This is a genomic window from Methanosarcina sediminis, assembly GCF_052056915.1.
Taxonomy (GTDB): domain Archaea; phylum Halobacteriota; class Methanosarcinia; order Methanosarcinales; family Methanosarcinaceae; genus MTP4.
Genome location: NZ_CP195119.1, coordinates 1,011,717 through 1,034,102, shown reverse-complemented (window position 1 = coordinate 1,034,102; position 22,386 = coordinate 1,011,717). Strand labels below are relative to the sequence as shown.

Annotated in this window: 21 protein-coding genes; 10 read left to right on the top strand and 11 right to left on the bottom strand. The window is 42.3% G+C overall.

The window, feature by feature from the left end:
- Positions 1 to 181 precede the first annotated feature (181 nt).
- Complete coding sequence (locus tag ACSAZK_RS04335) at positions 182 to 319, bottom strand: hypothetical protein (protein ID WP_440957128.1); 138 nt, start codon at positions 317 to 319, stop codon at positions 182 to 184.
- Between ACSAZK_RS04335 and ACSAZK_RS04330 the strand changes: the two genes are divergently transcribed.
- Positions 288 to 533 carry a hypothetical protein gene (locus ACSAZK_RS04330; RefSeq protein ID WP_440956177.1) on the top strand — a complete coding sequence of 82 codons (246 nt, stop codon included), beginning with the start codon at positions 288 to 290 and terminating at the stop codon, positions 531 to 533. The genes ACSAZK_RS04335 and ACSAZK_RS04330 overlap by 32 nt on opposite strands.
- Here ACSAZK_RS04330 and ACSAZK_RS04325 read toward each other — a convergent pair.
- The 3 genes from ACSAZK_RS04325 to ACSAZK_RS04315 form a co-directional block, all read right to left on the bottom strand.
- Positions 513 to 677, bottom strand: coding sequence for a hypothetical protein (locus ACSAZK_RS04325; RefSeq protein WP_440956176.1), 165 nt, complete (start codon positions 675 to 677; stop codon positions 513 to 515). The two genes, ACSAZK_RS04330 and ACSAZK_RS04325, sit on opposite strands and share 21 nt — an antisense overlap.
- Positions 678 to 1,077: 400 nt before the next feature.
- A complete protein-coding gene (locus tag ACSAZK_RS04320) occupies positions 1,078 to 4,008 on the bottom strand; it encodes a DUF3458 domain-containing protein (protein WP_440956175.1) in 2,931 nt (976 codons plus the stop codon).
- Between the two features lie 144 nt (positions 4,009 to 4,152).
- Entirely contained in the window at positions 4,153 to 5,280 is a 1,128-nt protein-coding gene (locus tag ACSAZK_RS04315) for a hypothetical protein (protein ID WP_440956174.1), read from the bottom strand.
- Between the two features lie 276 nt (positions 5,281 to 5,556).
- On the opposite strand from ACSAZK_RS04315, the gene ACSAZK_RS04310 reads away from it, so the two are divergent.
- The 5 genes from ACSAZK_RS04310 (at position 5,557) to ACSAZK_RS04290 (ending at position 12,971) form a co-directional block, all read left to right on the top strand.
- On the top strand, positions 5,557 to 6,966 hold the full coding sequence (locus tag ACSAZK_RS04310; protein ID WP_440956173.1) for an McrB family protein: 1,410 nt from the start codon (positions 5,557 to 5,559) through the stop codon (positions 6,964 to 6,966).
- The gene (locus ACSAZK_RS04305) at positions 6,963 to 8,345 is read left to right on the top strand and encodes a hypothetical protein (RefSeq protein ID WP_440956172.1); all 1,383 of its coding nucleotides are present in this window, start codon (positions 6,963 to 6,965) and stop codon (positions 8,343 to 8,345) included. Before ACSAZK_RS04310 ends, ACSAZK_RS04305 begins: the two co-directional genes overlap by 4 nt.
- Positions 8,346 to 8,682: 337 nt before the next feature.
- Positions 8,683 to 10,263 (top strand): DUF3696 domain-containing protein, encoded by a 1,581-nt coding sequence (locus tag ACSAZK_RS04300; RefSeq protein WP_440956171.1) that lies wholly within the window; start codon positions 8,683 to 8,685, stop codon positions 10,261 to 10,263.
- Positions 10,264 to 10,273: 10 nt separating this feature from the next.
- Positions 10,274 to 11,170, top strand: a complete 897-nt coding sequence (locus ACSAZK_RS04295) for a hypothetical protein (protein ID WP_440956170.1) — start codon at positions 10,274 to 10,276, stop codon at positions 11,168 to 11,170.
- Between the two features lie 877 nt (positions 11,171 to 12,047).
- Positions 12,048 to 12,971 carry a hypothetical protein gene (locus tag ACSAZK_RS04290; protein ID WP_440956169.1) on the top strand — a complete coding sequence of 308 codons (924 nt, stop codon included), beginning with the start codon at positions 12,048 to 12,050 and terminating at the stop codon, positions 12,969 to 12,971.
- A 637-nt stretch (positions 12,972 to 13,608) separates the two neighbouring features.
- Here ACSAZK_RS04290 and ACSAZK_RS04285 read toward each other — a convergent pair.
- Genes ACSAZK_RS04285 through ACSAZK_RS04270 form a run of 4 tightly spaced genes read right to left on the bottom strand, consistent with a single transcriptional unit; the run spans position 13,609 to position 17,239 of the window.
- A complete protein-coding gene (locus tag ACSAZK_RS04285) occupies positions 13,609 to 14,295 on the bottom strand; it encodes an ABC transporter ATP-binding protein (protein ID WP_440956168.1) in 687 nt (228 codons plus the stop codon).
- A 2-nt stretch (positions 14,296 to 14,297) separates the two neighbouring features.
- On the bottom strand, positions 14,298 to 15,509 hold the full coding sequence (locus tag ACSAZK_RS04280) for an ABC transporter permease (protein ID WP_440956167.1): 1,212 nt from the start codon (positions 15,507 to 15,509) through the stop codon (positions 14,298 to 14,300).
- A gap of 15 nt (positions 15,510 to 15,524) precedes the next feature.
- Positions 15,525 to 16,751, bottom strand: coding sequence for a COG1361 S-layer family protein (locus ACSAZK_RS04275; RefSeq protein ID WP_440956166.1), 1,227 nt, complete (start codon positions 16,749 to 16,751; stop codon positions 15,525 to 15,527).
- Positions 16,748 to 17,239, bottom strand: a complete 492-nt coding sequence (locus ACSAZK_RS04270) for a GbsR/MarR family transcriptional regulator (protein WP_440956165.1) — start codon at positions 17,237 to 17,239, stop codon at positions 16,748 to 16,750. Before ACSAZK_RS04270 ends, ACSAZK_RS04275 begins: the two co-directional genes overlap by 4 nt.
- Before the next feature lie 725 nt (positions 17,240 to 17,964).
- Between ACSAZK_RS04270 and ACSAZK_RS04265 the strand changes: the two genes are divergently transcribed.
- Together ACSAZK_RS04265 and ACSAZK_RS04260 are read left to right on the top strand one after the other, a co-directional pair.
- A complete protein-coding gene (locus ACSAZK_RS04265) occupies positions 17,965 to 18,222 on the top strand; it encodes a hypothetical protein (protein ID WP_440956164.1) in 258 nt (85 codons plus the stop codon).
- Positions 18,223 to 18,410: 188 nt separating this feature from the next.
- Entirely contained in the window at positions 18,411 to 18,575 is a 165-nt protein-coding gene (locus ACSAZK_RS04260; protein WP_440956163.1) for a hypothetical protein, read from the top strand.
- A gap of 25 nt (positions 18,576 to 18,600) precedes the next feature.
- Here the strand turns inward: ACSAZK_RS04260 and ACSAZK_RS04255 are convergent, their stop codons facing one another.
- Entirely contained in the window at positions 18,601 to 18,786 is a 186-nt protein-coding gene (locus ACSAZK_RS04255) for a hypothetical protein (protein WP_440956162.1), read from the bottom strand.
- A gap of 101 nt (positions 18,787 to 18,887) precedes the next feature.
- Between ACSAZK_RS04255 and ACSAZK_RS04250 the strand changes: the two genes are divergently transcribed.
- On the top strand, positions 18,888 to 19,184 hold the full coding sequence (locus tag ACSAZK_RS04250; RefSeq protein ID WP_440956161.1) for a hypothetical protein: 297 nt from the start codon (positions 18,888 to 18,890) through the stop codon (positions 19,182 to 19,184).
- Between the two features lie 710 nt (positions 19,185 to 19,894).
- On the opposite strand, the gene ACSAZK_RS04245 is transcribed toward ACSAZK_RS04250, so the two are convergent.
- Both ACSAZK_RS04245 and ACSAZK_RS04240 read right to left on the bottom strand, forming a co-directional pair.
- Positions 19,895 to 21,415, bottom strand: coding sequence for an ATP-binding protein (locus tag ACSAZK_RS04245; protein ID WP_440956160.1), 1,521 nt, complete (start codon positions 21,413 to 21,415; stop codon positions 19,895 to 19,897).
- A gap of 42 nt (positions 21,416 to 21,457) precedes the next feature.
- The gene (locus ACSAZK_RS04240; protein WP_440956159.1) at positions 21,458 to 21,592 is read right to left on the bottom strand and encodes a hypothetical protein; all 135 of its coding nucleotides are present in this window, start codon (positions 21,590 to 21,592) and stop codon (positions 21,458 to 21,460) included.
- Positions 21,593 to 21,762: 170 nt separating this feature from the next.
- On the opposite strand from ACSAZK_RS04240, the gene ACSAZK_RS04235 reads away from it, so the two are divergent.
- A complete protein-coding gene (locus ACSAZK_RS04235) occupies positions 21,763 to 22,053 on the top strand; it encodes a hypothetical protein (RefSeq protein WP_440956158.1) in 291 nt (96 codons plus the stop codon).
- Positions 22,054 to 22,386 lie beyond the last annotated feature (333 nt).

Genomic DNA, 22,386 nt, shown 5'->3' with positions numbered 1-22,386 from the left:
TTATTTATTATGAATATATATTTCTTCTTACCTGATTTTTTTCAAATCAGAATTGCTGATCAAAATCCCTTATCGAAATCCGTGTCGGCATCCTTTGTCTTAACTCATCACCTAAACTCATTGCCGGAATCTGGCATCATGATTCACGGAATGCCCCGGGAGAAAGAAAAATGCCTGAAATCTAGCTCGAAAAACTTGCACAGGAAAACAATAAGGTTGCCCGCCAGCGAGCCCTGCTGGACAGCGAACGCACTTTCAGCGCCTGGCTCAGGACAGGGCTTGCAGCCGTGATTGCGGGCTTAGGGGTTTCCTTTTTCATGGATTCGGGCACTCATTCCTGGCTTGCCCCCCTTGTGGCTTCCATCCTTATTCTCACGGGATCCGTGATTTACGTGCTAGCTTTCTGGAGCTACCAGGAGGCTTACAAACAGCTGATGGCCGAGGACTTTTCCCGGATACCCCTCTGGGTCCCAAGCCTGCTTGTCTCTATTCTGCTCGTGACTTCCGGCTTCTCATTTTTCTTGCTGGTCTGAGGGTTTCCGGGTTTCGGGTTTAGCGAATTTTTCTGCTTTCCTCTTAGCCGGGGCAACCGTCAGCTTCCTTTCCCCATGACCACCCACGCTCGCGAGCAGCGCGAAGCGAGCGGCTTTTCCCTGGAAATTGCATGGAAGAAGCATTTGCCTTCACAAATTTGCCCTTGTCTTCTCCTTGCTCTTCCCAAATAGCGGTCTGGCTTGAAGCTTAATAAGCTCGCGGAAACCTCCATTCTGTTTAATCATAAGAATTTACCCGGGGGTAACTGTACATATGATATGAAAAGAAGTCGCAAGGCCGGTTGAAATTACAATTCGTCTGTCTTTTCCATTTTCAGGGAAAAGCCGTTCCCTTCGGGAACGGGGTGGGGCCCGGGGGCTTTGAAAGCTGTACGAAAAAAGGAGATCCTGTCTGGAGTTCGGCAGGAAAATGAAAAAAAGTTGACCCGGGAAACATTTTGTTTTGTTTTGTTTTGTTTTTTCGTTTCTACCGGGCCGTGTGAGGTTTTGGGTTGTGACGTTTTGGTACTAGACTTTCCCGAGTTTACTTTTTTTGTTTTTCAGGTTCGAGGGCGGGGTTTTTCCCGTATTCGGATTCGTACTCTCCCAGGGACCTGGAGTTTCCTAACAGGAGTTTCCTGGCCCTGTTGTAGACGCTCGGGACTTTTTCGGGATCCAGGTCGGCAAGGAGGTCGGCAAGGAGTTTTGCCAGGGGGAGGCGGTACTCCTTTTCCATGAGGTCGATATCCGCGAAGGTGTTTAGCATGTGGACGGTGCTGTACTCGTTGACCGGGGCGAGTTTCCTGAGGGTTTCGGCCATGAAGCGGCGGCCTTCTTCGGTCTGGAGGGACTTTTTCCGGTTGCGGGCAAAGTTTGCGTAGAGGGCGCGCTGGTCGTTGGCCTGTTCGATCCGGAAGGCTTCGGACTTTTCCATTTCCCGGACGAGTTCTACGGCGTCGGCGCTGCTGCTCCGGGCGATTACTCCCAGGAAGGCTTCCCAGGCGACCAGGTCCTGCTTTGATTCCGCTTCAAAGGCCCGCAGGATATCCACTTTGTCCGGGGCGGAGCTGTCCAGGTAGGCGGCAAAGGCAGAGAGCCTGTCCGAGGCACAGCTTGCGGCTTCGAACTGCTGCTTTATAAGGCCGTGGACTTCGGGGGTGTCCAGGGACGCCAGGATGCCGAGGCAGACGTTTTTGGCCTGCCGGTTCTTGATGATCCGGGCTTCTTCTTTCAGGGTCTCGCCTTTTGCGGCTGAGGCTTCTTCGAAGTAGCGGTAGGCTGAGAGCAGGGAGTTTGTGTACTTTGCGGCAACCGCCCTGAGGAGTTTTTGCTTCACTTCATAGAGGGCCTGGTAGCGGTGGGCGTATTCCTCCTCTTCCACGGACTCGAAAATAGCCAGGAACTGCCCGCCTGCCTTTTCGAGAAGTTCGCGGTCGTTGAGCAGTTTGTAGTAGAGGGAGACGAAGTCTTCGCTGGGTTTTGCTTCGGGGTCTTTCAGGAGGCGCAGTTTTTCCCTGTCCACCAGGGTGTAGAAGGCGGTGAAACGGCCTATGATGTCGCTGTCCTTCCTGACCTGGAGCAGGAGCTCTTCGGGGCTTGCGTCGTAGACGAGTTTCCCGTAGAAGGAATAGTCCCGGTTCAGGGAGAGGAAGGCGGGCTTTGCAACGTTTTCCACGGTGATTTCCGCCTGCTTGCCGCTGACCCTTTCCAGGACTTCGGCAAGGTCGTTTCCTTTCTCGTCCACGAGGGCTGCCCTGAACGGGAAGTCCCAGGGTTTTCCTCCTTCGGGGACCCGCTGCCTGAGCCTGAAGGTGAAGTTTTGGGAAGCTTCGTCGTATTCCGTGGCGACGTCCACTATCGGGAACTTTGTCTGTTTGAGCCAGACCTCGGCCATCTCTTTCAGGGGCTGCCCGCTTGCTTCTTCCATGGCTTCGATCCAGTCGCCGGTGCTGGCGTTCGAGTGCCCGAATTTCCTGAAGTAACTGTCAAGGCCGCGGATGAAAGTCTCCTTTCCTATAAGGGTCTCGACCATGCGCACGAATTCCGGGGCTTTTACGTAGGTGACGGCTGTGATCAGGTCGTTGGGGTCGTTGAAGCCGTCAGGGATGATGGGCATGGAAGCCGCGCCGGAGTCCAGGGCAAAGGTCCCGTAGCCCGGAGCGAGCAGTTCGAGCACCCGCCCGAGCCTCTGGTATTCTTCCCCGAAAAGGAAGGCGTGGTACTGCTCTTCCACGTTTACGGTCACGGCTTCGTTGAGCCAGATCTCGAAGGGGCTCTTTCCGGTCACCTCGGACCCGTTCTGGTTGTGGTAGTACTCGTGCACCTTGACCCTTATCATGTACTCGAATGCGGGGTCCGTGATCTGTGCGAAGGGCATGATCCGGTTGGTGGTAATCGTGGTGTTCCCAACGTTTTCCATTCCCCCGAAGTCCGAGTTCTGCATCCCGATCTCCCGGTAGACGGTCCCGGTGTATTTGTATCCGGGGCTGATGCTGCCGACAAGTTCCGCAAGCTCGGCCCGGATTTCTCCGAGTTTCTGCGCTGCGGGTTCCGGGGTTTCCGTGGCTTCCGTGGTTTCCTCGGCTTCCGAGGCTTCTGCGGCTCCCTTGCTCGCCCATGCTCCGGCGTCGTACTTCAGCCGGTCCCGCTGCCGGACAAGCTCCCAGAGCCTTTGCCGGACGGCAAGTTTTTCGGGGTCGTACTGTTCGGGGCCTGTGAAGATGTAGACCCACATCACGGAGTCATAGAGGATGTCAAGAGCCCTCCCTGCGGGCCCGTCCTCGGATTCCGGCGGCACCAGCAGTTCCAGCATGAAAGAGTCCCCGTCCGGGTACTCGAACTCCAGCCTGAAGGTGGAATAGGTCCCGACTCCCAGGAAAAAGAGGTAGGTCGCCATGGGCGTAACCGAGTTGTCGTAGACGATTTTGTCCCTGCCCGGCTTTATGGTGTGCCGTTCCTCAACCACGTCCCCGTTTGTGATCATGTTGGTGTAGCGCGAGTCCGCAATGATGGTTGTCCTGTAAGTGCACTTCGCGCACATGTCGTCAATGCAGGGCACGATCCTCTGGAAGCCCCACTGCTGGCACTGCGTGATCTGCTGCGGAGGAGCCCCGTCGGGCGTCTCGTCATAGTAGAGCCCTTCCAGGATGTTTTTCGTGGGCCTGCACACCGTATCCGTAACAATCGTAATTTCAGTCTCAGGCGGCACCCGGTCCAGGAAATTAACCTCCAGGATAGCGTCGGCCTTCCTGTACTTGTAATTGACCTCATACTGGATGCAGCTTACAGCCCTGACCTCCAGGTCCCTGCAGTTCAGCTCCAGCTTCTCAATTGGCTCGCCCAGGGTCTTCACCCTTAACATGGACTTCACATTCGTCCGGTCATCATAGACGTCAAACACCAGGTCCATGTGCAAAACGTCAACCGTAAGTTCCCCGAAGTCTTCGGGGTAGTATTTGTAGAGTCTGGATTTCATTAAAATGTCACCGATAGAAGTTATGAGTGTTATTTTTTTGGATAGAAAAGGTAGGGATGGGATTTAAAGGTGTAGTTTGGAGGGGAGAAAGAAAGGGGGAAAGATATGAGATCTTGTAGCTTCGCAGTGTATTTCTGATGAAATTTATTTTACTATCTTACCTTCAATAGTTATCTTGTTCAATTCATTGCTCCATCCAAAAAGTCTATTTTTCAAAATTAATTCTTGAATAATATCTACATGTGGATGGCCGTTTTTTCCTAATATCCCCGCAGAAGCTATCCATAGATTACAATTAGGGATGTCGTTTAATATTCTAGGTTTCCAATTATTTATTGAGCCATGATGAGGAATTTGTGTAACTTCTATTTTTTCTAGAACATTCGAATAATAGTTATATATTTTGATGTTTCGACTTTTTAAGTTAATATCTCCAGTTAAAAAATGGCCAAATTCTTTTGTTAATTTATAGGATATAGAAGGTAGAGACCAGAAACCTCCTAGGGTAGCAAAACTTGATGTTGTAAAATATGAAACATTTCTATTGAGATTTATCGGTCCGTGATACATAAGCAAAGAAGTATTGTTTAAGTTTTGTTTAGTTATTTTATTATAGCAAGTTTTGAAAATTATTCGATATTTTTTCATATTTTTTATATGTTTAGGGATGTCGACTTCATTGATTCCGTTTTTCTTTAGACAGTTTTTGAATTCTGCTATTTTTTTGGGGGTACTATAGTGGTAAAAAAACTTGAATTCCCATAACTCGCCAACCAATTCTTTTTCCCAATTTATATATTCGATTCTCACTTTTTTATTCCCTATGGCAGTTTGATCAGTTTCATCTATGTTTCTTCCCTCATCCATAATGAGGACTATTTTTTCTACATTTCTCTCAAGCAGAAAAGTAATTGGATTTGAAAGAAATTCATAGTACCAAAAGGGTTGATTAACAGTGCCTATAGCAAGAATTAATCTTTCAATTAGAGAATAATAGGGAATGATTACTTCATCAACTTTCAAACCATTCAACAATCGATCTAACCCATTTACGTGATCTTCATGGAAATGAGATATCACTAAAAGGTTGAGGTAATTGTTGTTCAATTGAGCTTTGTAATTTTTTATTGAATTTCCTAAAAAATCTGTTTTTTGAGGGCTACTTAATGATCCACAATCATAAACAAAATTGAACTCACTTATCTTCCCGGTATAAAATAAACCTTGACCGACATTATGAAACTCAAACATAAATTTAACATCAGTATCCATTATTATCGCTCACATGGTAAACATAAATATACTGTTTAGTAAAAAAACTTGATTCTTTATTAACTATTCTATCTTTTTTCATCCTATCTATATCAGTAAGTTTCTAAGAATATGGAAATTTTCCCTACTGTTTTTCAATTTATTAGGAAATATTTTCTGTTAAATTCATTATTGTAACTTTTTAACAAATATAAAAAAAAGAGACAGATATTTATTCTCTAAAAATAATTCCAGTTTGATCTTATTTTCTAAGACTTTTATCTCAAGATGATATATATGAGCAAAATTGAAAGGACCATTGAATTCGTACAAGAATTAGCCGCTAATTTCGGGGTAAAAAGTGAAGATGTTCTAAATGCTTATGTATTCCGGAATAACACAAAAGAAGATGCACTTAATCAAGGAGGAGCATTCTTTGGATTAATTTCTCCGGAAGAGGAAGCCTCTGGTCCTTATCATGATTTTTCTCTTGTTATCTTTCCAGATAAAGACGATAATCCTTGGTTAATCTCTCTTGTGGTTGGCTCATTAGGATTTAAAAACGATTATGAACTTGCAACTGTGCCTGGGGCTAGGAGGCTGTATTCATCAATTGTTAGCAAGGATGGCTTTTGTAAAACTTCTTTTTTGGACATTGAGACAAATTTACCGGGGCAACTCAAATCAAAAATTCCAGATCTGAATAAAACTTTGAATAGCTATTCTAAGCTCATCTCCGCCTGCGAAATTGTCTGGGACCCTGAGTCGGAGGCTGGAAGAAAAGTTATTGCAGGATTTGTTGCAGCTTATGCTCGATTAAGAGGTTTTCCACGGAATGTGGATCATAGGAAAGCTGTTAAGAATGCAATAGATGCTGCTAAGGCAATATCTGATATTTCGAAAGCTAAAGTTGTAGATGAAAATATAGAGGTGTCGGATCTTGTTGAGAATAGAAGATTTGTGATCCTTCAGGGTGCCCCTGGGACTGGAAAAACCAGGTTAGCAAAAAATGTTGCACGGGAACTTGGAGCAGAAACTTTCTTCACGCAATTCCATGCAGAAACCAGTTACAGTGATTTCATATACGGGATAAAACCTGATCTTGCTGCCGGCAAGCTTGCCTATGAGGAAAAAACGGGAATTTTCTATGATTCGCTTAAATGGGCAGAGGATAATCCTGAAAAGAAAGTTGTGCTAATCGTTGATGAAATCAACAGAGCAAATTTATCCAACATTCTGGGACCTATTTTTTACCTCTTTGAGTACCAGCTAGGAGAAGACGCTGTAACAATTGACATTGGCGGCGAGTACAAAATAAGCAAAATACCTCCCAATTACTATGTCATTGGCACCATGAACACTGCCGATAGAAGTCTTGCAGTGGTTGATTTTGCTCTTCGAAGGCGTTTTGCCTGGTACACATTGAAGCCTAAGCTTATCAAGCCAGATACTGGCTTGAAATTTTTCAAAAAAGACTTCTCGGCGTTTGATGATATTTTCACTTGGTATGCAAGTAGTGAAGAACTTAATTTGCAACCCGGTCAGGCCTATTTCATAGCTACAGATGAAGCCGAGATGAAAGATCGAGTAAAATACGAATTAATGCCCTTAATAAAAGAATACCTGGCTGAAGGTCTTTTAACAAACGCAAGGGATGAATTTTCGAAATATTTCTATGACAGACTGGGTGAGGTTTTGTTTGAATGACTTCCCCTGGAAATGTCTTTTTTGAGATGCCTTGCCTGATTGAAAAATCACAATCTCTTTCTGGTTTTCTTCTTTCAAAAAAATGGTTTAAAGGGGCAGATCGTAGATATTTAGCTGAATCTCTACAAAAATTCGTTGAATACAACAGGGAATTGTTTGATTTCCTAGAGGTCACTCCAAGAATTGAAGGTAGTGGAAAAAGTGTCAGCTTATATTTTAGATCCGATCGTTTTATCGGAGCGATTCCACTTCGGGCACCTGATACGGGAAAGCAAATAGGGGATTTTGTAGTTCGACCCCGTTACACTTCTGCAAACGACCAATTTTCAGAGTATGTTGAAATCGTGAATCTCCTTGAATCTGAAATACTTCCTGAATTCAGACATTCAATTCCGCTTCTGTCACATCGGAATCTCAGACCACCTCTCTATTTGGAAGCAATAAAATTCGTAAAATTGCTCGAAAAAGCGGTAAAGGCAAAGTGGAATAAATTTCAGAACACTGAGAGAATACATCGATATCCAAAATCTGAAGTGAACTGGAAAAGCTACGTTGAAAAAGAGTCCGATCCTGCAAGGAGGTTACTTTTTCCCTGCCGTGATAACACTCTAAGCGCATTTCATAGTGAATTCTTCGAGTTGAAATACGTCTATAACATTGCGAAAAAGGAGATCAACTCGTTTAAAACTCCCAGGCATATCAAATATCAATTTCAGGACACTCTAACCTATTTGGATAATGCTTTGTACGAATTCCCCGATAAATTCACAAAAGAGCTCCATATTCATAATTCGGATCCCATTGTCATCAAACAATTAAAAGTTCAGGGAAACAAGATTTTAACCGGTAATTTTGAAGAAATCACTGCTTGGAGAATCGACTTTTCACTTCTATTTGAGAGGTATGTACAATTTATATTCAAGCAAATATCCTTGGAGATTGGAGCAAAGCAACTGAATAATTATAAAATCAGACAATTTTCTCGTTTTAACCCTCCCTGGGCTCTTAATTATCTGGAACCAGATGTAATCCTGGTGAAAAACAACCTGGATATTGTAGTGGATGCAAAATACAAGTCTCATTTGTTCAATCTGAAAAGCAGCACAGAGGAATTAAAAGAGGAACATAGAAAAGACTTGCATCAGTTGCTGGCCTATACTGCTTTTAGCAAGAACAAGAATAAAGTTGGAATTTTATGTTATCCTTCTAATGAACAATTTCTTTTGGAGTTGGATTATGTTTTTCCACACTCCAATGTTGAGAGTAAAGTAGTTCTTTTAGGGATTCCTTTGAAAAAATCTGAACTTTTTGGATTGAGGGAGTCTATTATTGATTTTATTTCGGGGATTGAGAAAGAGAGTTTGGTTGGGGTTGTGTGATATGTTGACATTACATTCTTACTTTATTTAAGTCATCAAAGGCGTTTTGAATATCTATTTGTACTTAGGGCATTACCACACGGTTTCCAAAGTTTTCTCACATTTTATTTTTGATATCAATGGGGTGGGATGGCAGCTTCTGATTTTTGATCTCTTTTCGTAAACGATATCATTAAATCGTTTTTATTTAGAGTGCCTCTGCGGAAGTACGGTTCAAAGATTAACACATACAAAAATATTAAATACATACGCATTGTTCACCTTTATGTAATTTACAAAATTATTTTTCTCTCTACTTTATGAATGTTGGTATTTATTATATGTGTGGGATTGCAGAATGATTGAAACCATTCATCTCAAGAATTTCAAATGCTTGGAAGATACGAAAAAATTGGATTTGAAGCCACTAACAATTTTATGCGGAACCAATAGTTGTGGAAAATCGTCAATTATTCAAAGTATCCTCATGTTGAAGCAAACTTTTGAAAGTCAATCCCGTTACAAAAATATCGTATTAAATGGTCAGTTTGCTCATTTAGGTCAATTTGAAGATTTTGTTTTCCAAAAAAAACCTGAGAATGAGGTTCAAATAAGTTTTGAGTTAAACTTTGATAAGAAATCATTCAATAATGTGTTCTCACATAATTACAGGTATTTTAAATTTGGTAAGGAGCGGTATAATAACTTAAAGAAGCTATTGTTAGAAATAGACATTGGATTAAAAACTTCTGAAGATTCTAATGATAAAGGCCCTTATGTTGATAATTTTGAAATCAAAGCTAAGTCTTTGTCAAACTCTAATAATTATCTAAATGGCACTGAAATAAAGTTCGAAAGAAAGGAAAATAAAGAATATTTCATAAAATGGAAAAACACTATACCTTTTCCATTTGAAGCTCCTAATATTAAACCACCTAAAGATGTTGCTAATTATCAATGTCCAATTTGCAAATCTAAACATAGGGCGAACTCAAAAATCGGAAAGGAACATTATACATATTATAGTTATTTCAAACATTGTTCTGGTAGTAGTTGCAGCCTAAAAGCTTCTTTCATAAATCTGATACCTGAACTTGAAATGGAAAGCGATGGGAAAAGTTTAACCCGTTCTTTCAATCATTTAGAAAGGCCGCTTTTTTCAGTAAGACATATTTTACAAAATGAGTTTAATAATTTATTTTACATTGGACCTCTGAGAGAAGAACCTTCTAGAAGGTATATTTCTGAAGAAGAGTATATCAATATAGGTAATAGGGGTCAAAATGCTCCATTCATTCTTTCAGCAGAAAGAGATAATAAGATTTTTCCTTATTACTTTTTTGACCCCTCAAATGAAAAATGGGAAGAAATTACTGAGGACACTTTAGGAAATGGGGTAAATAGATGGTTAAGCTATATGGACATTTCCGAGAATTGTGAATCAAAAACTGATAAGGAAATTATACGTTTGTATCTGCCAACACACACTGATAAAAATGTCAAAGTTACTTTGTCAGATGTTGGTTTTGGTGTAAGTCAAATACTCCCTATTTTGGTAGAAGGCCTTAGAATTCGTCCTTATCAAACTCTAATTCTTGAGCAACCTGAAATTCACTTGCATCCCAAGCTTCAGATGCAACTCGCTGATTTCTTTATATCAATGATTCTTTCGGGAAAAAATGTACTTCTTGAAACTCACAGTGACCATATAATTAATAGGATCGCGAGGCGGGTAATTGAAGATGAGAGTAATCGAATTTTTCCAAAAACAAATATTTTGTTCTTTGAACAGAGGCACGATGGTTCAGTAATAGATCCCGTTGAGATTGATCCCAATCGTGGGGTGGTTAATTGGCCTAAAGGATTCTTTGATCAGTCTGCGGAGGAGAAAAAAATGATTCTCAGTAAAGGAATAGAAAGAAGAAAAAAGAATCGATGAGGTGATTTTTTTGATTTCTGCTTTCCACCCCAGCGTGCTTTTGTGTTCTCCTGACAATTGGAAGGATGAAATTTTTCAAGATGATTTTATACAAAATCTGTTACAACATCTTGATTTAATAAAAGAATTAAAAATGAATATTGCTTGGTGTGACGAAATTCTTAATTTTCTTTGGAGTGAACTTCCATGGAGAGAAGATTATTATAATGAAGACAAACTCACTGAAATATTCTATGAAATTGCTAACTGCAATTGCACATTTATGGCACCACCTGACAATGAATGCAATACAGATCCGTATTTTGAACTAAGTTACTCAAATGAAATAAACCAATGTTGGATAGTGCTGATTCATCGATTGTTACATGAACAAAAAGAAGTGTTCGTAGTTACTGGTTTGGAAATCGAAACTGAAATTGATTCAATTCATGTTTTTTGCGATTGTAATCCTCAAAGTTATGAGAACACGTATTTTGTTATAAATCATCCTTTTGAATGGTACAAAAAAATTGATTATATGAAGCTGTGCCCTACATCTTTGGATAACTGGGACGAATTTTTCTTGTTGACTTTAAAGTCATGTTATGAAAAAGAATTTAGTTCAAGAAGTCTCATAATAAAGCTAGATGATTTAGAATTTTCAAGTGGTTTTAAAAGAACTTTTAAGAATATTGGTGATGAAAAGGTAAAACAAAGAATAATCAGAACTATAACTCAAAGATTAACCTATACTAATTCAGAAGCTGGATTTCATAGTGGTTTGAGAGATGAACCAATTAAAGGAAAAGTAGGTGAACGTAGTATCAGAATTTCTGAAGGGGAAAGGATCCATTACAAGAAAGAAGAAGGTAAAGTTCTATTTTTAAAATATTATTCAAATTCAAAACATGATATACGTGGAAAATGAAATTGTGCAAATGAAAAATATTAATTCGAAAATCGAGGATTTAGCAGCATTAGACTTCTAAAATTTTAAAGAAAATCCACAAAATTTTTGTATTCAAATTTTCATCTTATGATTTGAATATTAATTATTATGATTTTTCTCCATAACTTCACCTATTTCTAACACAATCCCTCCTTTCCCGTCTTTGAGAACAAAAAATCAGGTCGCAGATCAAAAACGATCGCAGTTCTCAAAGTTATGCCGGGAATTTTTTCGGAAGTACGATCAAAGGCCGGGAGCCGGGTATTATTGCGGGGTTCGGGTGGAAAGGTTGTTCCGCCGTCGCTCTCTTCAGCGCCTGGGCTCCGGCAGCGCCGGTTGAGTTCTGAGCAGCCCGCCCACTCGCAAAAAATAAAAATTGAGTCTTGAATGTCCGGTCACTTTTCTTCTCTCACCCATTGGACCTTTAGACTCTCTCGAATTTCCTCTCTAATCCGTGAGTGAGACCTTCCATCATACGCTTGAGAACAAAAAATCAGGTCGCAGAGCAAAAACAAAGTGATCTACCAAAAAGTTATGCCGGGAATTTTTACGAAAGTACGATCGAAGGCCGGGGGCCGGGTATTATTGCGGGGCTCGGGTGAAAAAGTTGTTCTGGCGCTGTTCTCTTCAGAGTATGGACTCCGGCGGCGCCGGTTAAGTTCTGAACAGCCTTTTAACCTTCAATTCTTTAAATTAGTAATTAAATTTATTCGCCTATTATATAGTAATAATTAATATATAATTCATGAATTTCCAGATTCAATAACAATGACAAAAGGGGGAGATTGTCATATCAAGCAGAGATTTTGGTTATTGTAAGATATGTGCAGGTCGAAATTTAGATGGAAGACTTGAGATGTTTTACGTAGGCACGGATGATACTCTCTATCATAACTGGCAGAAAACTGCTGGTGGTAGCTGGAACGGCGAAGTGGCATTCGAGGGTATTGAGGCAAAACAAGTCTGTGTGGGTCAGAATCTAGATGGAAGACTTGAGATATTTTACGTAGGCACGGATGATACTCTCTATCATAACTGGCAGAAAACTTCTAATGGTAGCTGGAACGGCGAAGTTGCATTCGGGAATACAGAGGCAAAGCAAGTCTGTGTGGGTCAGAATCTAGATGGAAGACTTGAGATATTTTACGTAGGTACGAATTATGCCCTCTGCCATAGCTGGCAGACAATTTCTGGTGGCTGGAGCGACGAAGTGTTATTTGAAGGTAACGAGGCAAAACAAATCTGCGTGGGTCAGAATGAAGATGGAAGACTTGAGATATTTTATGTAGGGACGAATGATACTCTCTACCATAACTGGCAGAAAACTTCTGGTGGCTGGAACGGGGAAGAGGCATTCTCGGGTACGAAGGGAAAACAAATCTGCGTGAGTCGGAATCTAGATGGAAGACTTGAGATATTTTATGTAGGCACGAATTATACCCTCTACCATAACTGGCAGAATACTTCTGGTGGCTGGAACGGCGAATCTGCATTCTGGGATACCGAGGCAAAACAGGTCTGTGTGGGTCAGAATCTAGATGGAAGACTTGAGATATTTTTCATCGGTATAGATAATGCCCTCTACCATAACTGGCAGAAAAAGGCTAATAATGGCTGGAATGGTGAAGTAGCATTTGAGGGTACCGAGGCAAAACAAGTCTGTGTGGGTCAGAATCTAGATAGAAGACTTGAGATATTTTTCATCGGTGTAGATAATGTCCTCTACCATGACTGGCAGAAAACTGCTGGTGGTAACTGGAATGGCGAAGTGAGCTTATGAACTTTCGGTGATACGTTAGTTGCGAATAGTATTATATGTGGTAAATTAGGGATCTGTAGAAATCCTATCCAATTCGTATGCAATAGGCCTAAAATAGATTTATCTTAATGCAAAACTTTACAATTTCATAGATAAAGGGCTCTCTGTTTCCGCATTTGTAAAGATCTGTGGGACTTCAACGGGGGTCATAAAAAAACTTATGAATGATGGTATTATTACGACTCTCCTATTTGGGTTAAAAGGCTTAACTCATCTCTTCATTTTTCTAAAAATCGAAGACTGCTCTTTTCTTATATTTTTCTTATCTCAGCTTAAAGGTGCAGGCTTAACTTTTCTGGTCTTTGTCATATAGCCATACAGGAGATTCATTTGCTTTTTATCTTTAGAACCTCCCGGAAAACCGGTCTGAAAGGTGTATGTAATCTTCATTCCAGTCCCGGTTTTTTACTTTTGTAAATCGGTTTCGTGAATGTTTCTGAGCAGGATTTTTATTTTCACAATGTTGCCGTGGCTGTTTCGCTTAAGCTCTGAGCAGCCCGCCCACTCGCAAAAAATAAAAATTGAGTCTTGAAGTGGGTTCGATGACATTGAATGGACCTTTAAGGTCTGCCGGGAAATTCATGAAATCGGTTATTTTTTACCTCTTTCGTTTTTTCTCATCGCTAACTAAACTACCATCTTCGAGAGTAATTACCCGGTCAACATAATCAGTATGCCACGGTTCATGTGTTACCATTACAATTGTCTGGCCGTATTTTTCATTCAGTTCTTTGAACACGTCCAGTACCTGTTTTGAGTTATTGGTGTCCAGGTTTGCACACGGCTCGTCAGCGAACAATATGTCAGGTTTTTTTGCTATGGCCCTTGCGATTGCTACTCTTTGCTTTTCTCCACCGGATAATTCGTCAGGGATCCTGTCGTGTTTTTCTTTCAGGCCAACCTTATCAAGGGCTTCAAGAGCGGTTCTGTAAGATTCCTTTCTGGATTTTCCTTCCATCATGGAAAGGATATAAACATTTTCCGCAGCACTCATCTCATTAATGAGTGCATAGTCCTGGAAGACATAACCGACCTGCGTTAGCCTGTAATAGCTCCTTTCTGCTTCGGGCAGGCTGGAAACCTGCAGTCCCCGAATGGTATACTCCCCTTCCGTTGCGTCGTCCAGCAATGCCAGTATCCTTAACAGAGTCGTTTTTCCGCTTCCGGAAGCGCCCATTATCGCCACAAATTCCCCTTTCTTTATTTCAAACGAAACACCCCTTAAGGCCTTGACAGCAGTTTTCCCTGTCCCGTAATACCTTTTCAGGTCCTTTACCAGGATCATTTTTATCGACTCCATATGGCTTTGAGTATGCTCTCTTTTGATACGCTCCAGGCAGGGAGTATCCCCGCTATCACCGATAGGGTAAGCATGGTAACTATGCTTTCGATAAGCAGCACGGGATCGATCTGGGGTCTTATTTCCATGGTTTCGTAGAATATTACAGGATTTGCCTGGAAGTAAAACATAAGTGAAAAGTACAAAACCAGTCCTGCGAATATTCCCAGGGAAACATAAAACATGCTAAGGAACGCATAGGACAATACTATTGATCTCGGGGTAATGCCTACTGCTTTTAAAATACCGATCTCTTTTTTCCTGTTAAGCACGTTGATATAGATGATGATAAGGACCAGTGCTGCACCTACGATCAAACTCACAAACTTTGACATGACATCTAAAGCACCCAGGCTTTGCAGTGCTTGCCTTATGAGAGACTCTGATTTATCAGCCCATGTGAAGACTTGCTCATTCACCCCGGCTTCTCTGATCTTATCCTGTATTTGTTCTTCAGTCCCCTGCCTGTCAACCCTTACGACCACACTGGTAGCTTTACTCTCTTCCAAACCGTATACTTCTTCAATTTCTTTGTAGTGAACTAAAGCATTAAGATCAACAAGTTCAAATGTGCCTTCCATGATGCCTTTGACCTTATAGGTCCTTTTTACGCCATTGCTGTATGTTACATCAACAAGCGATCCTGCTCTGACTTCACCCAGGTTATCATATATTTCTCCAAAAACTGGACTTGTGCCTGCGATTGCAGCACCAATGATGATCTCATCCCGGGAAAGTTCCCCTAAGAAATCTCCTTCAGTGATAATATACGGGTATTGCGAAATTTCATACTCTTCTGTCGGAAGCAAACCCGTCACGGTTACTCCCACAACTTTCTGCTTATGCTCAATAGATGCTCCCACGTCCAGTCGTTTTGTTGCAGCTCTCACACCTTCAACTGCTCTGACTTTCTGCAAGACGTTATCGGCGTTGTTAATGTAGGTGTTGTCGCCAGACGGTTCAATGACAATATCCCCGTAAGGGTAGTCCTGCATAAATCCGGTAAATAGAACCGTCATTCCTCCTATCATTGACGGAAGGAATACCAGGTTCATAAAGATGAGCGAGAGGACAAAAACGATGAACATTAGTGTTTTTTTGTTCCCTCTTTTTACACTGCAGTATGCAATGAGGGCTCCCACCCTGATATCGTCAATCATACTGGAGACCTCTCATTATTCTTTGTCGTTATCAGAGTTTTCGCTCCCTTCCATTAACTGCCTGATTACCTCATCCTTTGATTTTTTTGTCCTGTAATTATTGTAAATTAAACCTCCGATAACCGCCAGGATAAGCAATACAATAGCCGCTTTTCCTGCCCCGCTATCAGTTTCCAGGATTATGAGATTGATTTTCGTTTCGATTTGCTCTTCCCCAAAATCATCACTATACGTTATGGTTACAGGGATTTCGTATTCCCCTGCCTGGTCAGCTACAAAAGTAATTACTGCAGGTCCGTCTTCATTCGGGTCAAGAGTTCCTATAAAAGATTCTTTTAAGCCTTTGAACGGATGGTCAGCATAGACCCTTATTGAATTAATTGTCCTGTCCCCGGAGTTTTCGACTCTCATCGTCAATTCTACAGTATCGCCCATGTGAGGAAGAACAGGGTCAACCTTTACGGATGCAAGATTCAAGCTTCCTTTTTTGTCAAGCACGGTTATTTTTATGTCATATTCATCTTTTTGCTTACCAAAATCATCTTCATACTCTATAATAACAGGGATTTCAAACTCCCCTGACCTGTTTGCCTTAAACTTGAATAATGCAGTTTGACTGCCGTTTAAGCCAAGAGTTCCGATTGTAGAAGTTTTAATCCCTTTAAACTCATGTTCCAGATTAACTACCACAGATTTTGCTATTGCTTCCCCATAGTTTTCTATGCCCAATCTTAAGTCAACCGTATCCCCCTCATAGATATATTCGGGACTGGTTTCGACAGAAGATACTCTTGGTTCGGCATCTTCGCCTATCACCCGTACCTCAACTTCATAATATTTTACAGTTTCAACGGGCTGATTTGCATATGTTAATTTCATTTTTATGAGATGAGGGCCAGGTTTGGCATCAGGGGTTGTTCTCATGTGATATTTCAGGTACCTTTCACTTGTACTATAAGTCAATTCAGAAATTTTGGTAACTAAACTTTCCGTGACTATGATATCCGGGGGGATGCTGATTATTTCAAAGGTAATATCTTCAGGAGTTTTAGTACCGCAACTCTCAAGATTTATTCCCAGGGTGAATTCTTCATCGATACCTATTGAACCGGGACTTATTTCCTGTAACTCTGCGTTTACGCATGCATAACTGGAAATTTCGGCATTAGCCGTAGAGATTCCTGTTAAGATAATTGCAATAACCAATAAGAGCAAATATCTTAGCTTTGTATTTTGATTCATTTTTTGCCCAACTCCATCCGAATCATTTCAATGTATTCAGTAAGATTTTTAAAAATTAAGTCTAATGCAATCATTTGCTGATAGTAATCTTCGATTATTTTGAGCATTTCTTCAGAGTCCTCAGACCCGTTCTTTTTGCATCTTTCAATTATTGCAGGAAGATCTTTAAGCGCAGGGCCGACAAAGACCTCATTCTTGGTTTTTACTGCATTAATGATCATTGTCAACATATCTTTTTGAACTGAGAAGTACAATTTCTTTGAGCCAGCTTTCTTTGTTTTTTCTACGAGAGTAATTCCAGTAAGCAATTTCATTGCCGCACTAACTGCTGAAAAACTATACCCGGTCCTTGTAGAAAGCTCTTCTAAAGTTAGTGGATCCGGTTCAGAATGAAGTATTGCAAGCAATTTAGAGGAAAGTTCATCAAGTCCGTAGGATTTCATCCCCTGATACACAAGATTCTCAAATTCTTCTTTTGCAGTTTTCATTTCGACGCCCTATTTACACAATTTCCAGTAATTACTGTATATTATAGAAATTGTAAATGTACTTTTCTATTCTGAAGGTTTTGACCAAAATCTCATAAAGAAAACAAAGTTAAACAGTAAATATTTTTCACTGTACGTTAACTTTTGCGGTTTTCGTGTACGACATATTGATTTTTGAATATTGTTCTTTGAATATTGGCCTTTGAGAATTAGCTCGGTATAAACAATAAGTCCCCATATCCCGCATTTTTTCGAGAAGATGAAGTGCCGGGCAGGTTTTGGGCAGCCCGACTACTTGAAAAAAATAAAAATCGAGTCTTGAATCCGTTCGGTGTCCGTCCTCCCCGGGCTTCGTAAATCCGGAAATCTTCGTAAGTTTTATATATTTTCCGTGCTAATAATAAATTGTAATTAAGTCTCTATATCGGAGAGTGTTTTTTCCATAATGCTGCACCAAAGGATCACAAGTTGCGAACCTGCAGATTTTCCCAGGGGGAATTTTCAGCTTTTAGTCTGATTTTTCAGGGTTTTATATATTTATCTCTATACTCTGGAATGCCTGATATCATAGTTTTTTAGCATAGTTGAAAACAGCCTTGCGAAACAACAACTCAAAAACCGGGAAAAGCACTGAGCATAGAAAAACGAATTTAAGCGCAATAAAACTAAAAACGAACCATAAATAACATTCTTAAAAACCTTTCTTAGGAGCGGTTTGAAACAATATGACAGAAGAATCAGATGATTCAGACAGTAGTGATAGTAGCGATAGTAGTGGTAGTAGATGGCCTAAAACGATCACAACCCTGACCAGGGTCGTGCTTTGTGGTGTACAGGTATTATTTTTCGTGTACATGATCGCAAAGTTCATGGAACTGGATTTCACAGAGGGTTTCAAATTCATGGGACTTGCGTATTCCTCAGCGTTTGCGTATTATGTCTTTGAGCATTCCGATTTAAATCCTTCAATTATCAAAAGCTAATCCGATGGGAATGTGTGTCTCCCTTTTATCCACATTTTTCCCTTCTTTTTTCCTGTGTATTCCTGCATTTTCCTGTGTTTTGAATGTGTTGAATTCTTTCCTTATCCTTAATGTAAATTTTTAGTCCGCTTGAGCGAGCTGAGCGAGCGAAACGGACCGCGTGCTCCCGAAGCGCAACTCGGGAGGTCGTGCTTTGCGGTGTACAGGTATTATTTTTCGTGTACATGATCGCAAAGTTCATGGAACTGGATTTCACAGAGGGTTTCAAATTCATGGGACTTGCGTATTCGTCAGCGTTTGCGTATTATGTCTTTGAGCATTCCGATTTAAATCCTTCAATTATCAAAAGCTAATCCGATGGGAATGTGTGTCTCCCTTTTATCCACATTTTTCCCCTCTTTTTTCCTGTGTATTCCTGCATCTTCTTGTGTTTTCCTGCGTTTTCTTGTATTTTTTCTGCATTTTCCTGTGTATTCCTGCATCTTCTTGTGTTTTCCTGCGTTTTCTTGTATTTTTTCTGCATTTTCCTGTGTATTCCTGCATTTTTTCGTATTTTTTCTGCATTTTCTTGTGTTTAGAATGTGTTGAATTCTTCCCGAATGCCGAATATCAATACTCTGGGGTCACTTTTTATAAAATGAAAACAATTTTTCTTTGTGGCAGTTATGACCCAATCTATTGAGATCAAAACCGATTCTCCGGGTGACGAAGCCAGGGAGGTTTTAACTTCAGCTCTCAGGCAGTACAAATTCATTGCGGAATACAAAGCAAAGAGGTACGTGGAGAAATGTGCTATTTTTGAGGAGAAGTACGAAATGGACTCTTCCGTTTTCCTTAAAAAATTCGAAGGCGGGGGAATTGGGGACGAGGACGATTTCTTTGACTGGTACGCTGCTAAAAGGGGTCTCGATATTATGAACAGGAAATTAGAGGTCATTAAAGGAATTAAGGTCCGGGCCTGACATTCTTTTTTTTCTTCCATTTCTCTTTTTCAGGTTCTGGGGCCAGCTTTTAGGGATCATTTCTCTTTGCCTAAGTCGCCGGTTTGAATGGTTTGTTTCTCTTTGCCTAAGTCACCGGTTTGAATGGTTTATTTCTCTTTGCCTAAGTCGCCGGTTTGAATGAATCAGTTCTCTTTACCGGGGCAGCCGGAATATTGTATCCTGTGGAGCTTGTCCGCACGCAGTGCGGCTTATTCCGTTTTACACCCGGGATGATTATTTGTTTCATTTCTCAGTGACCCTGAGCAGTATCAATACAAAAATTGGCCCCTCGTTTTTTTGTGTGTACCCCTCACAAAAACAGATTCGGTCTTGAATTGAAACCTGTCTACCCGTGAGAAATGGTGAAGAGCCCTAAAAGTATTGGTCAGCATGTCAGCAGGGGGTTTGAGCGGGAGAAGAAGAGATGTGAATAACACAAATTCTGGTGCTGTGTTTGTATTCGCTTTTTTTTGATTTCGGGATTTTCATGCTCGGGCCTCACTTCGTTCGGGGGAAAACGGTTAGGGACGGTATTCCGGAAGTTTTGTTTTTTCGTTTCCTCTCTGGTCCCGGTTTAAACCCGGTCTCGGAAAGTTCTCTTTTTCGTATCTTTAAACCGGGAGCCGGGGTTGAGGTCTGGCGGGCAGGCAAAGCATGAAAATTAAAAAAGACTGCTAAAAACCCCGCCTTCACAGCATCTCGAAGTAATCCCTGAGCGTCAGCAGCAGGACGCCTTCTTTCTCTGCCACCTCCCGCAGCTCCTCCGTAAACCCTTTCTTGCTGATAATTGCGAAATAGGCTTTCCTGTCGGGGAGCCACTGCACGTGCCCCGCTTTCTCCTTCAGGGCATAATATACGTTGGCGCCTACGGGGCGGTCCTGCCATTTGCACTCGCAGAAGAGCAGCTCACGGGTCTCGGGGTTGAGGGCGCAGAGGTCGATTTCGTAGTCGTTTTTGCCTTTCGGGGCTTTCGGGATCTTGCCCCACTGGCGGCCTATTTTCTTGAAGCGGAAGGGGAGTTTCCCGGCGGCGTTGAGGGCCAGGAGGAATTCCCTGGAGATTTGCTCGAAGGTCTCCCCCAGGAAGCCGGGGTAGTTTCCGGCAAGGTCCTCAAGGGCCGGAGCCCTGTCGTTTATTTCGAGTTCGTCCCTGTGGGCGAGGACGAAGCGGAACCAGAAGCGCAGGAAGGGGTCGTCTATCCGGTAGATGGTCTTCTTTGTCGTGGGTTTGTCGGCTGCAGGGTGCTCTTTCCTGACAAAGCCCAGTTTAATCAGGACGTCCAGGTAATAGGGTAGGTCTTTTGCTTCCAGGAAGGAGCGGTCCGCGATCTCGGTTGGGCGGGTCGCCCCGCTGGCGATTGCGGAGAGGATGTTCATGAAGGTCGAGGGGTCCCGGAGCTCTTCTTTGAGCAGGAACTCCCCCTCGGCGTAGAGGACGGCTTCTTTTGAAAAGAAGGCTGTTTCCAGTTTCTCACTGAACGAAAGGGCCGGGTCGAAGAACCGCAGGTAAAAGGGCACGCCTCCTGCCGCCCCATAGGCTTGCACAAGCTCTTCGGGGGGCATTTCAGGAAAAAAGCCCGGGAGGTGGCGGAAGCGGATGGGCTCTATTTTTAGCTGGGCAGTCCTCCTGCCGTAAAGGGGGCTCGAATAGGCGAGCACGCTTTTTTCCATCATCGAAACCGAAGAGCCGCAGAGGACCAGGTGGAAGGGACCGTCTTTCAGTATCTCGTCAACGATTAGCTGGAAGACGGACGGGATGGACTCGTCCTCCTGAGCAAGGTAGGAAAACTCGTCGATGGCAATTACCATTTTTTCCCTTCTTTTTCCTTTTCCCTCTTTCTCATACTCCCCTTTCCCATATTCCTGTTTTTCCCGGCTATTCCCGGCTTTTTCCCTGACGAATTTCCAGTCGGACCCCTGTTCCCATTTTGCCTTTATGTACCCGAATACTTCGTCAAATGTATCGAGTTTCGGCTCGTAGTCCCCGAAAACCTCTGCCGCCCTTTTCCGGAACCTGGCGAGGTTCGCCTCCGTTCCTCTCCTGTCAGCCAGGAAGTAGATATGCGGCCTGTCCTTCAGGAAGTGGCTGATGAGCTCGGTTTTTCCCACCCTGCGCCTCCCGTAGACTACAGTAAAAGAAAAGGGCTCGGAACCATACTCCTGCTCCAGCCGGGCCAGTTCCTCTTTGCGGTTGACAAATTTTCGGATCATAATCATTATGATGTAGGTCCGTATATTTATCCATTTTCATTTTTACGGAATAAAATCATTATGATTTACATCCGTATATTTTTTTCCAGTATTTTTTTCCAGTATTTTTTTCCAGTATTTTTTTCCAGTATTTTTTTCCAGTATTTTTATCATAGCTGCCATTGCGTCCCTTGTCATTGCTTCCCGGAAAGCTCCTTAGTTTTCCCCGGCCTGATTAAGGCATAATCTTCCGTGCTCCGGGACTTCTCCCGGCAGCCGGCTTTCCCTTCCAAGACCTGCCCATCAAGTCCCGTTTTTTTTGAATGATGTTATATAAAATGAAAGACTATCCCTTTCAGGGGATAGCTATGAGTTTCACGATGGAAATTAAAACCGATTTCTCACCCCAGGAAGTGGGTGAGGCTATTCGCTCGGCAGTGGAGCATGAGAAGCACGTCGCAAAATACAAGATCAAGCGGTATTCTATGATCTGTGAGGATTTCGAAAAGAAGTTCGGCTGTGTCTCCGGTGAGCTAAGGGAAAGGCTCGAAGCCGGGGACCTGGGCGATGACACTGACTTCTTTGAATGGTATGCTGCGAAAAGAGGGCTCGACCACTGGAGCAAAAGGCTGGAGGTCCTTTCGGGAACTTCTTTTTAAATATATCTGTATATGGGTGCATTTGGAATTCGTTGAGTGCCTCTCAAAAGCAGTTGAGAATCATCTAAGCAATTTGGGAATTGTGGGGGGTGCTTGAGAATCATCTAAACTATTTGGGAATTTTCAGGAATACTTGTGACTTTTCGGGAAAAGTTGAAGATTATCGGGGCAGTTGGACATTATCGGGCATGGTTGATGATTATCGGAAATTGTCGAGGATCATATCGTGAAACTTACTCCGGACCTGGAAATAGAAACAGAGGTATTCCCGCAGGAGGCCGCGGACGTCATCCGTTCGGCCCTGGAACATGAAAGGCACCTTGCAAAAAAGGC

Coding starts and splice junctions, on each gene's coding strand:
- ACSAZK_RS04335 (WP_440957128.1), bottom strand. CDS start 319: ATGAAAAAGGAAACCCCTAAGCCCGCAATCACGGCTGCAAGCCCTGTC.
- ACSAZK_RS04325 (WP_440956176.1), bottom strand. CDS start 677: ATGCTTCTTCCATGCAATTTCCAGGGAAAAGCCGCTCGCTTCGCGCTG.
- ACSAZK_RS04320 (WP_440956175.1), bottom strand. CDS start 4,008: ATGAAATCCAGACTCTACAAATACTACCCCGAAGACTTCGGGGAACTT.
- ACSAZK_RS04315 (WP_440956174.1), bottom strand. CDS start 5,280: ATGGATACTGATGTTAAATTTATGTTTGAGTTTCATAATGTCGGTCAA.
- ACSAZK_RS04310 (WP_440956173.1), top strand. CDS start 5,557: ATGAGCAAAATTGAAAGGACCATTGAATTCGTACAAGAATTAGCCGCT.
- ACSAZK_RS04305 (WP_440956172.1), top strand. CDS start 6,963: ATGACTTCCCCTGGAAATGTCTTTTTTGAGATGCCTTGCCTGATTGAA.
- ACSAZK_RS04300 (WP_440956171.1), top strand. CDS start 8,683: ATGATTGAAACCATTCATCTCAAGAATTTCAAATGCTTGGAAGATACG.
- ACSAZK_RS04290 (WP_440956169.1), top strand. CDS start 12,048: ATGTTTTACGTAGGCACGGATGATACTCTCTATCATAACTGGCAGAAA.
- ACSAZK_RS04285 (WP_440956168.1), bottom strand. CDS start 14,295: ATGATCCTGGTAAAGGACCTGAAAAGGTATTACGGGACAGGGAAAACT.
- ACSAZK_RS04280 (WP_440956167.1), bottom strand. CDS start 15,509: ATGATTGACGATATCAGGGTGGGAGCCCTCATTGCATACTGCAGTGTA.
- ACSAZK_RS04275 (WP_440956166.1), bottom strand. CDS start 16,751: ATGAATCAAAATACAAAGCTAAGATATTTGCTCTTATTGGTTATTGCA.
- ACSAZK_RS04270 (WP_440956165.1), bottom strand. CDS start 17,239: ATGAAAACTGCAAAAGAAGAATTTGAGAATCTTGTGTATCAGGGGATG.
- ACSAZK_RS04265 (WP_440956164.1), top strand. CDS start 17,965: ATGACAGAAGAATCAGATGATTCAGACAGTAGTGATAGTAGCGATAGT.
- ACSAZK_RS04255 (WP_440956162.1), bottom strand. CDS start 18,786: ATGCAGAAAAAATACGAAAAAATGCAGGAATACACAGGAAAATGCAGA.
- ACSAZK_RS04250 (WP_440956161.1), top strand. CDS start 18,888: ATGACCCAATCTATTGAGATCAAAACCGATTCTCCGGGTGACGAAGCC.
- ACSAZK_RS04245 (WP_440956160.1), bottom strand. CDS start 21,415: ATGATCCGAAAATTTGTCAACCGCAAAGAGGAACTGGCCCGGCTGGAG.
- ACSAZK_RS04240 (WP_440956159.1), bottom strand. CDS start 21,592: ATGACAAGGGACGCAATGGCAGCTATGATAAAAATACTGGAAAAAAAT.
- ACSAZK_RS04235 (WP_440956158.1), top strand. CDS start 21,763: ATGAGTTTCACGATGGAAATTAAAACCGATTTCTCACCCCAGGAAGTG.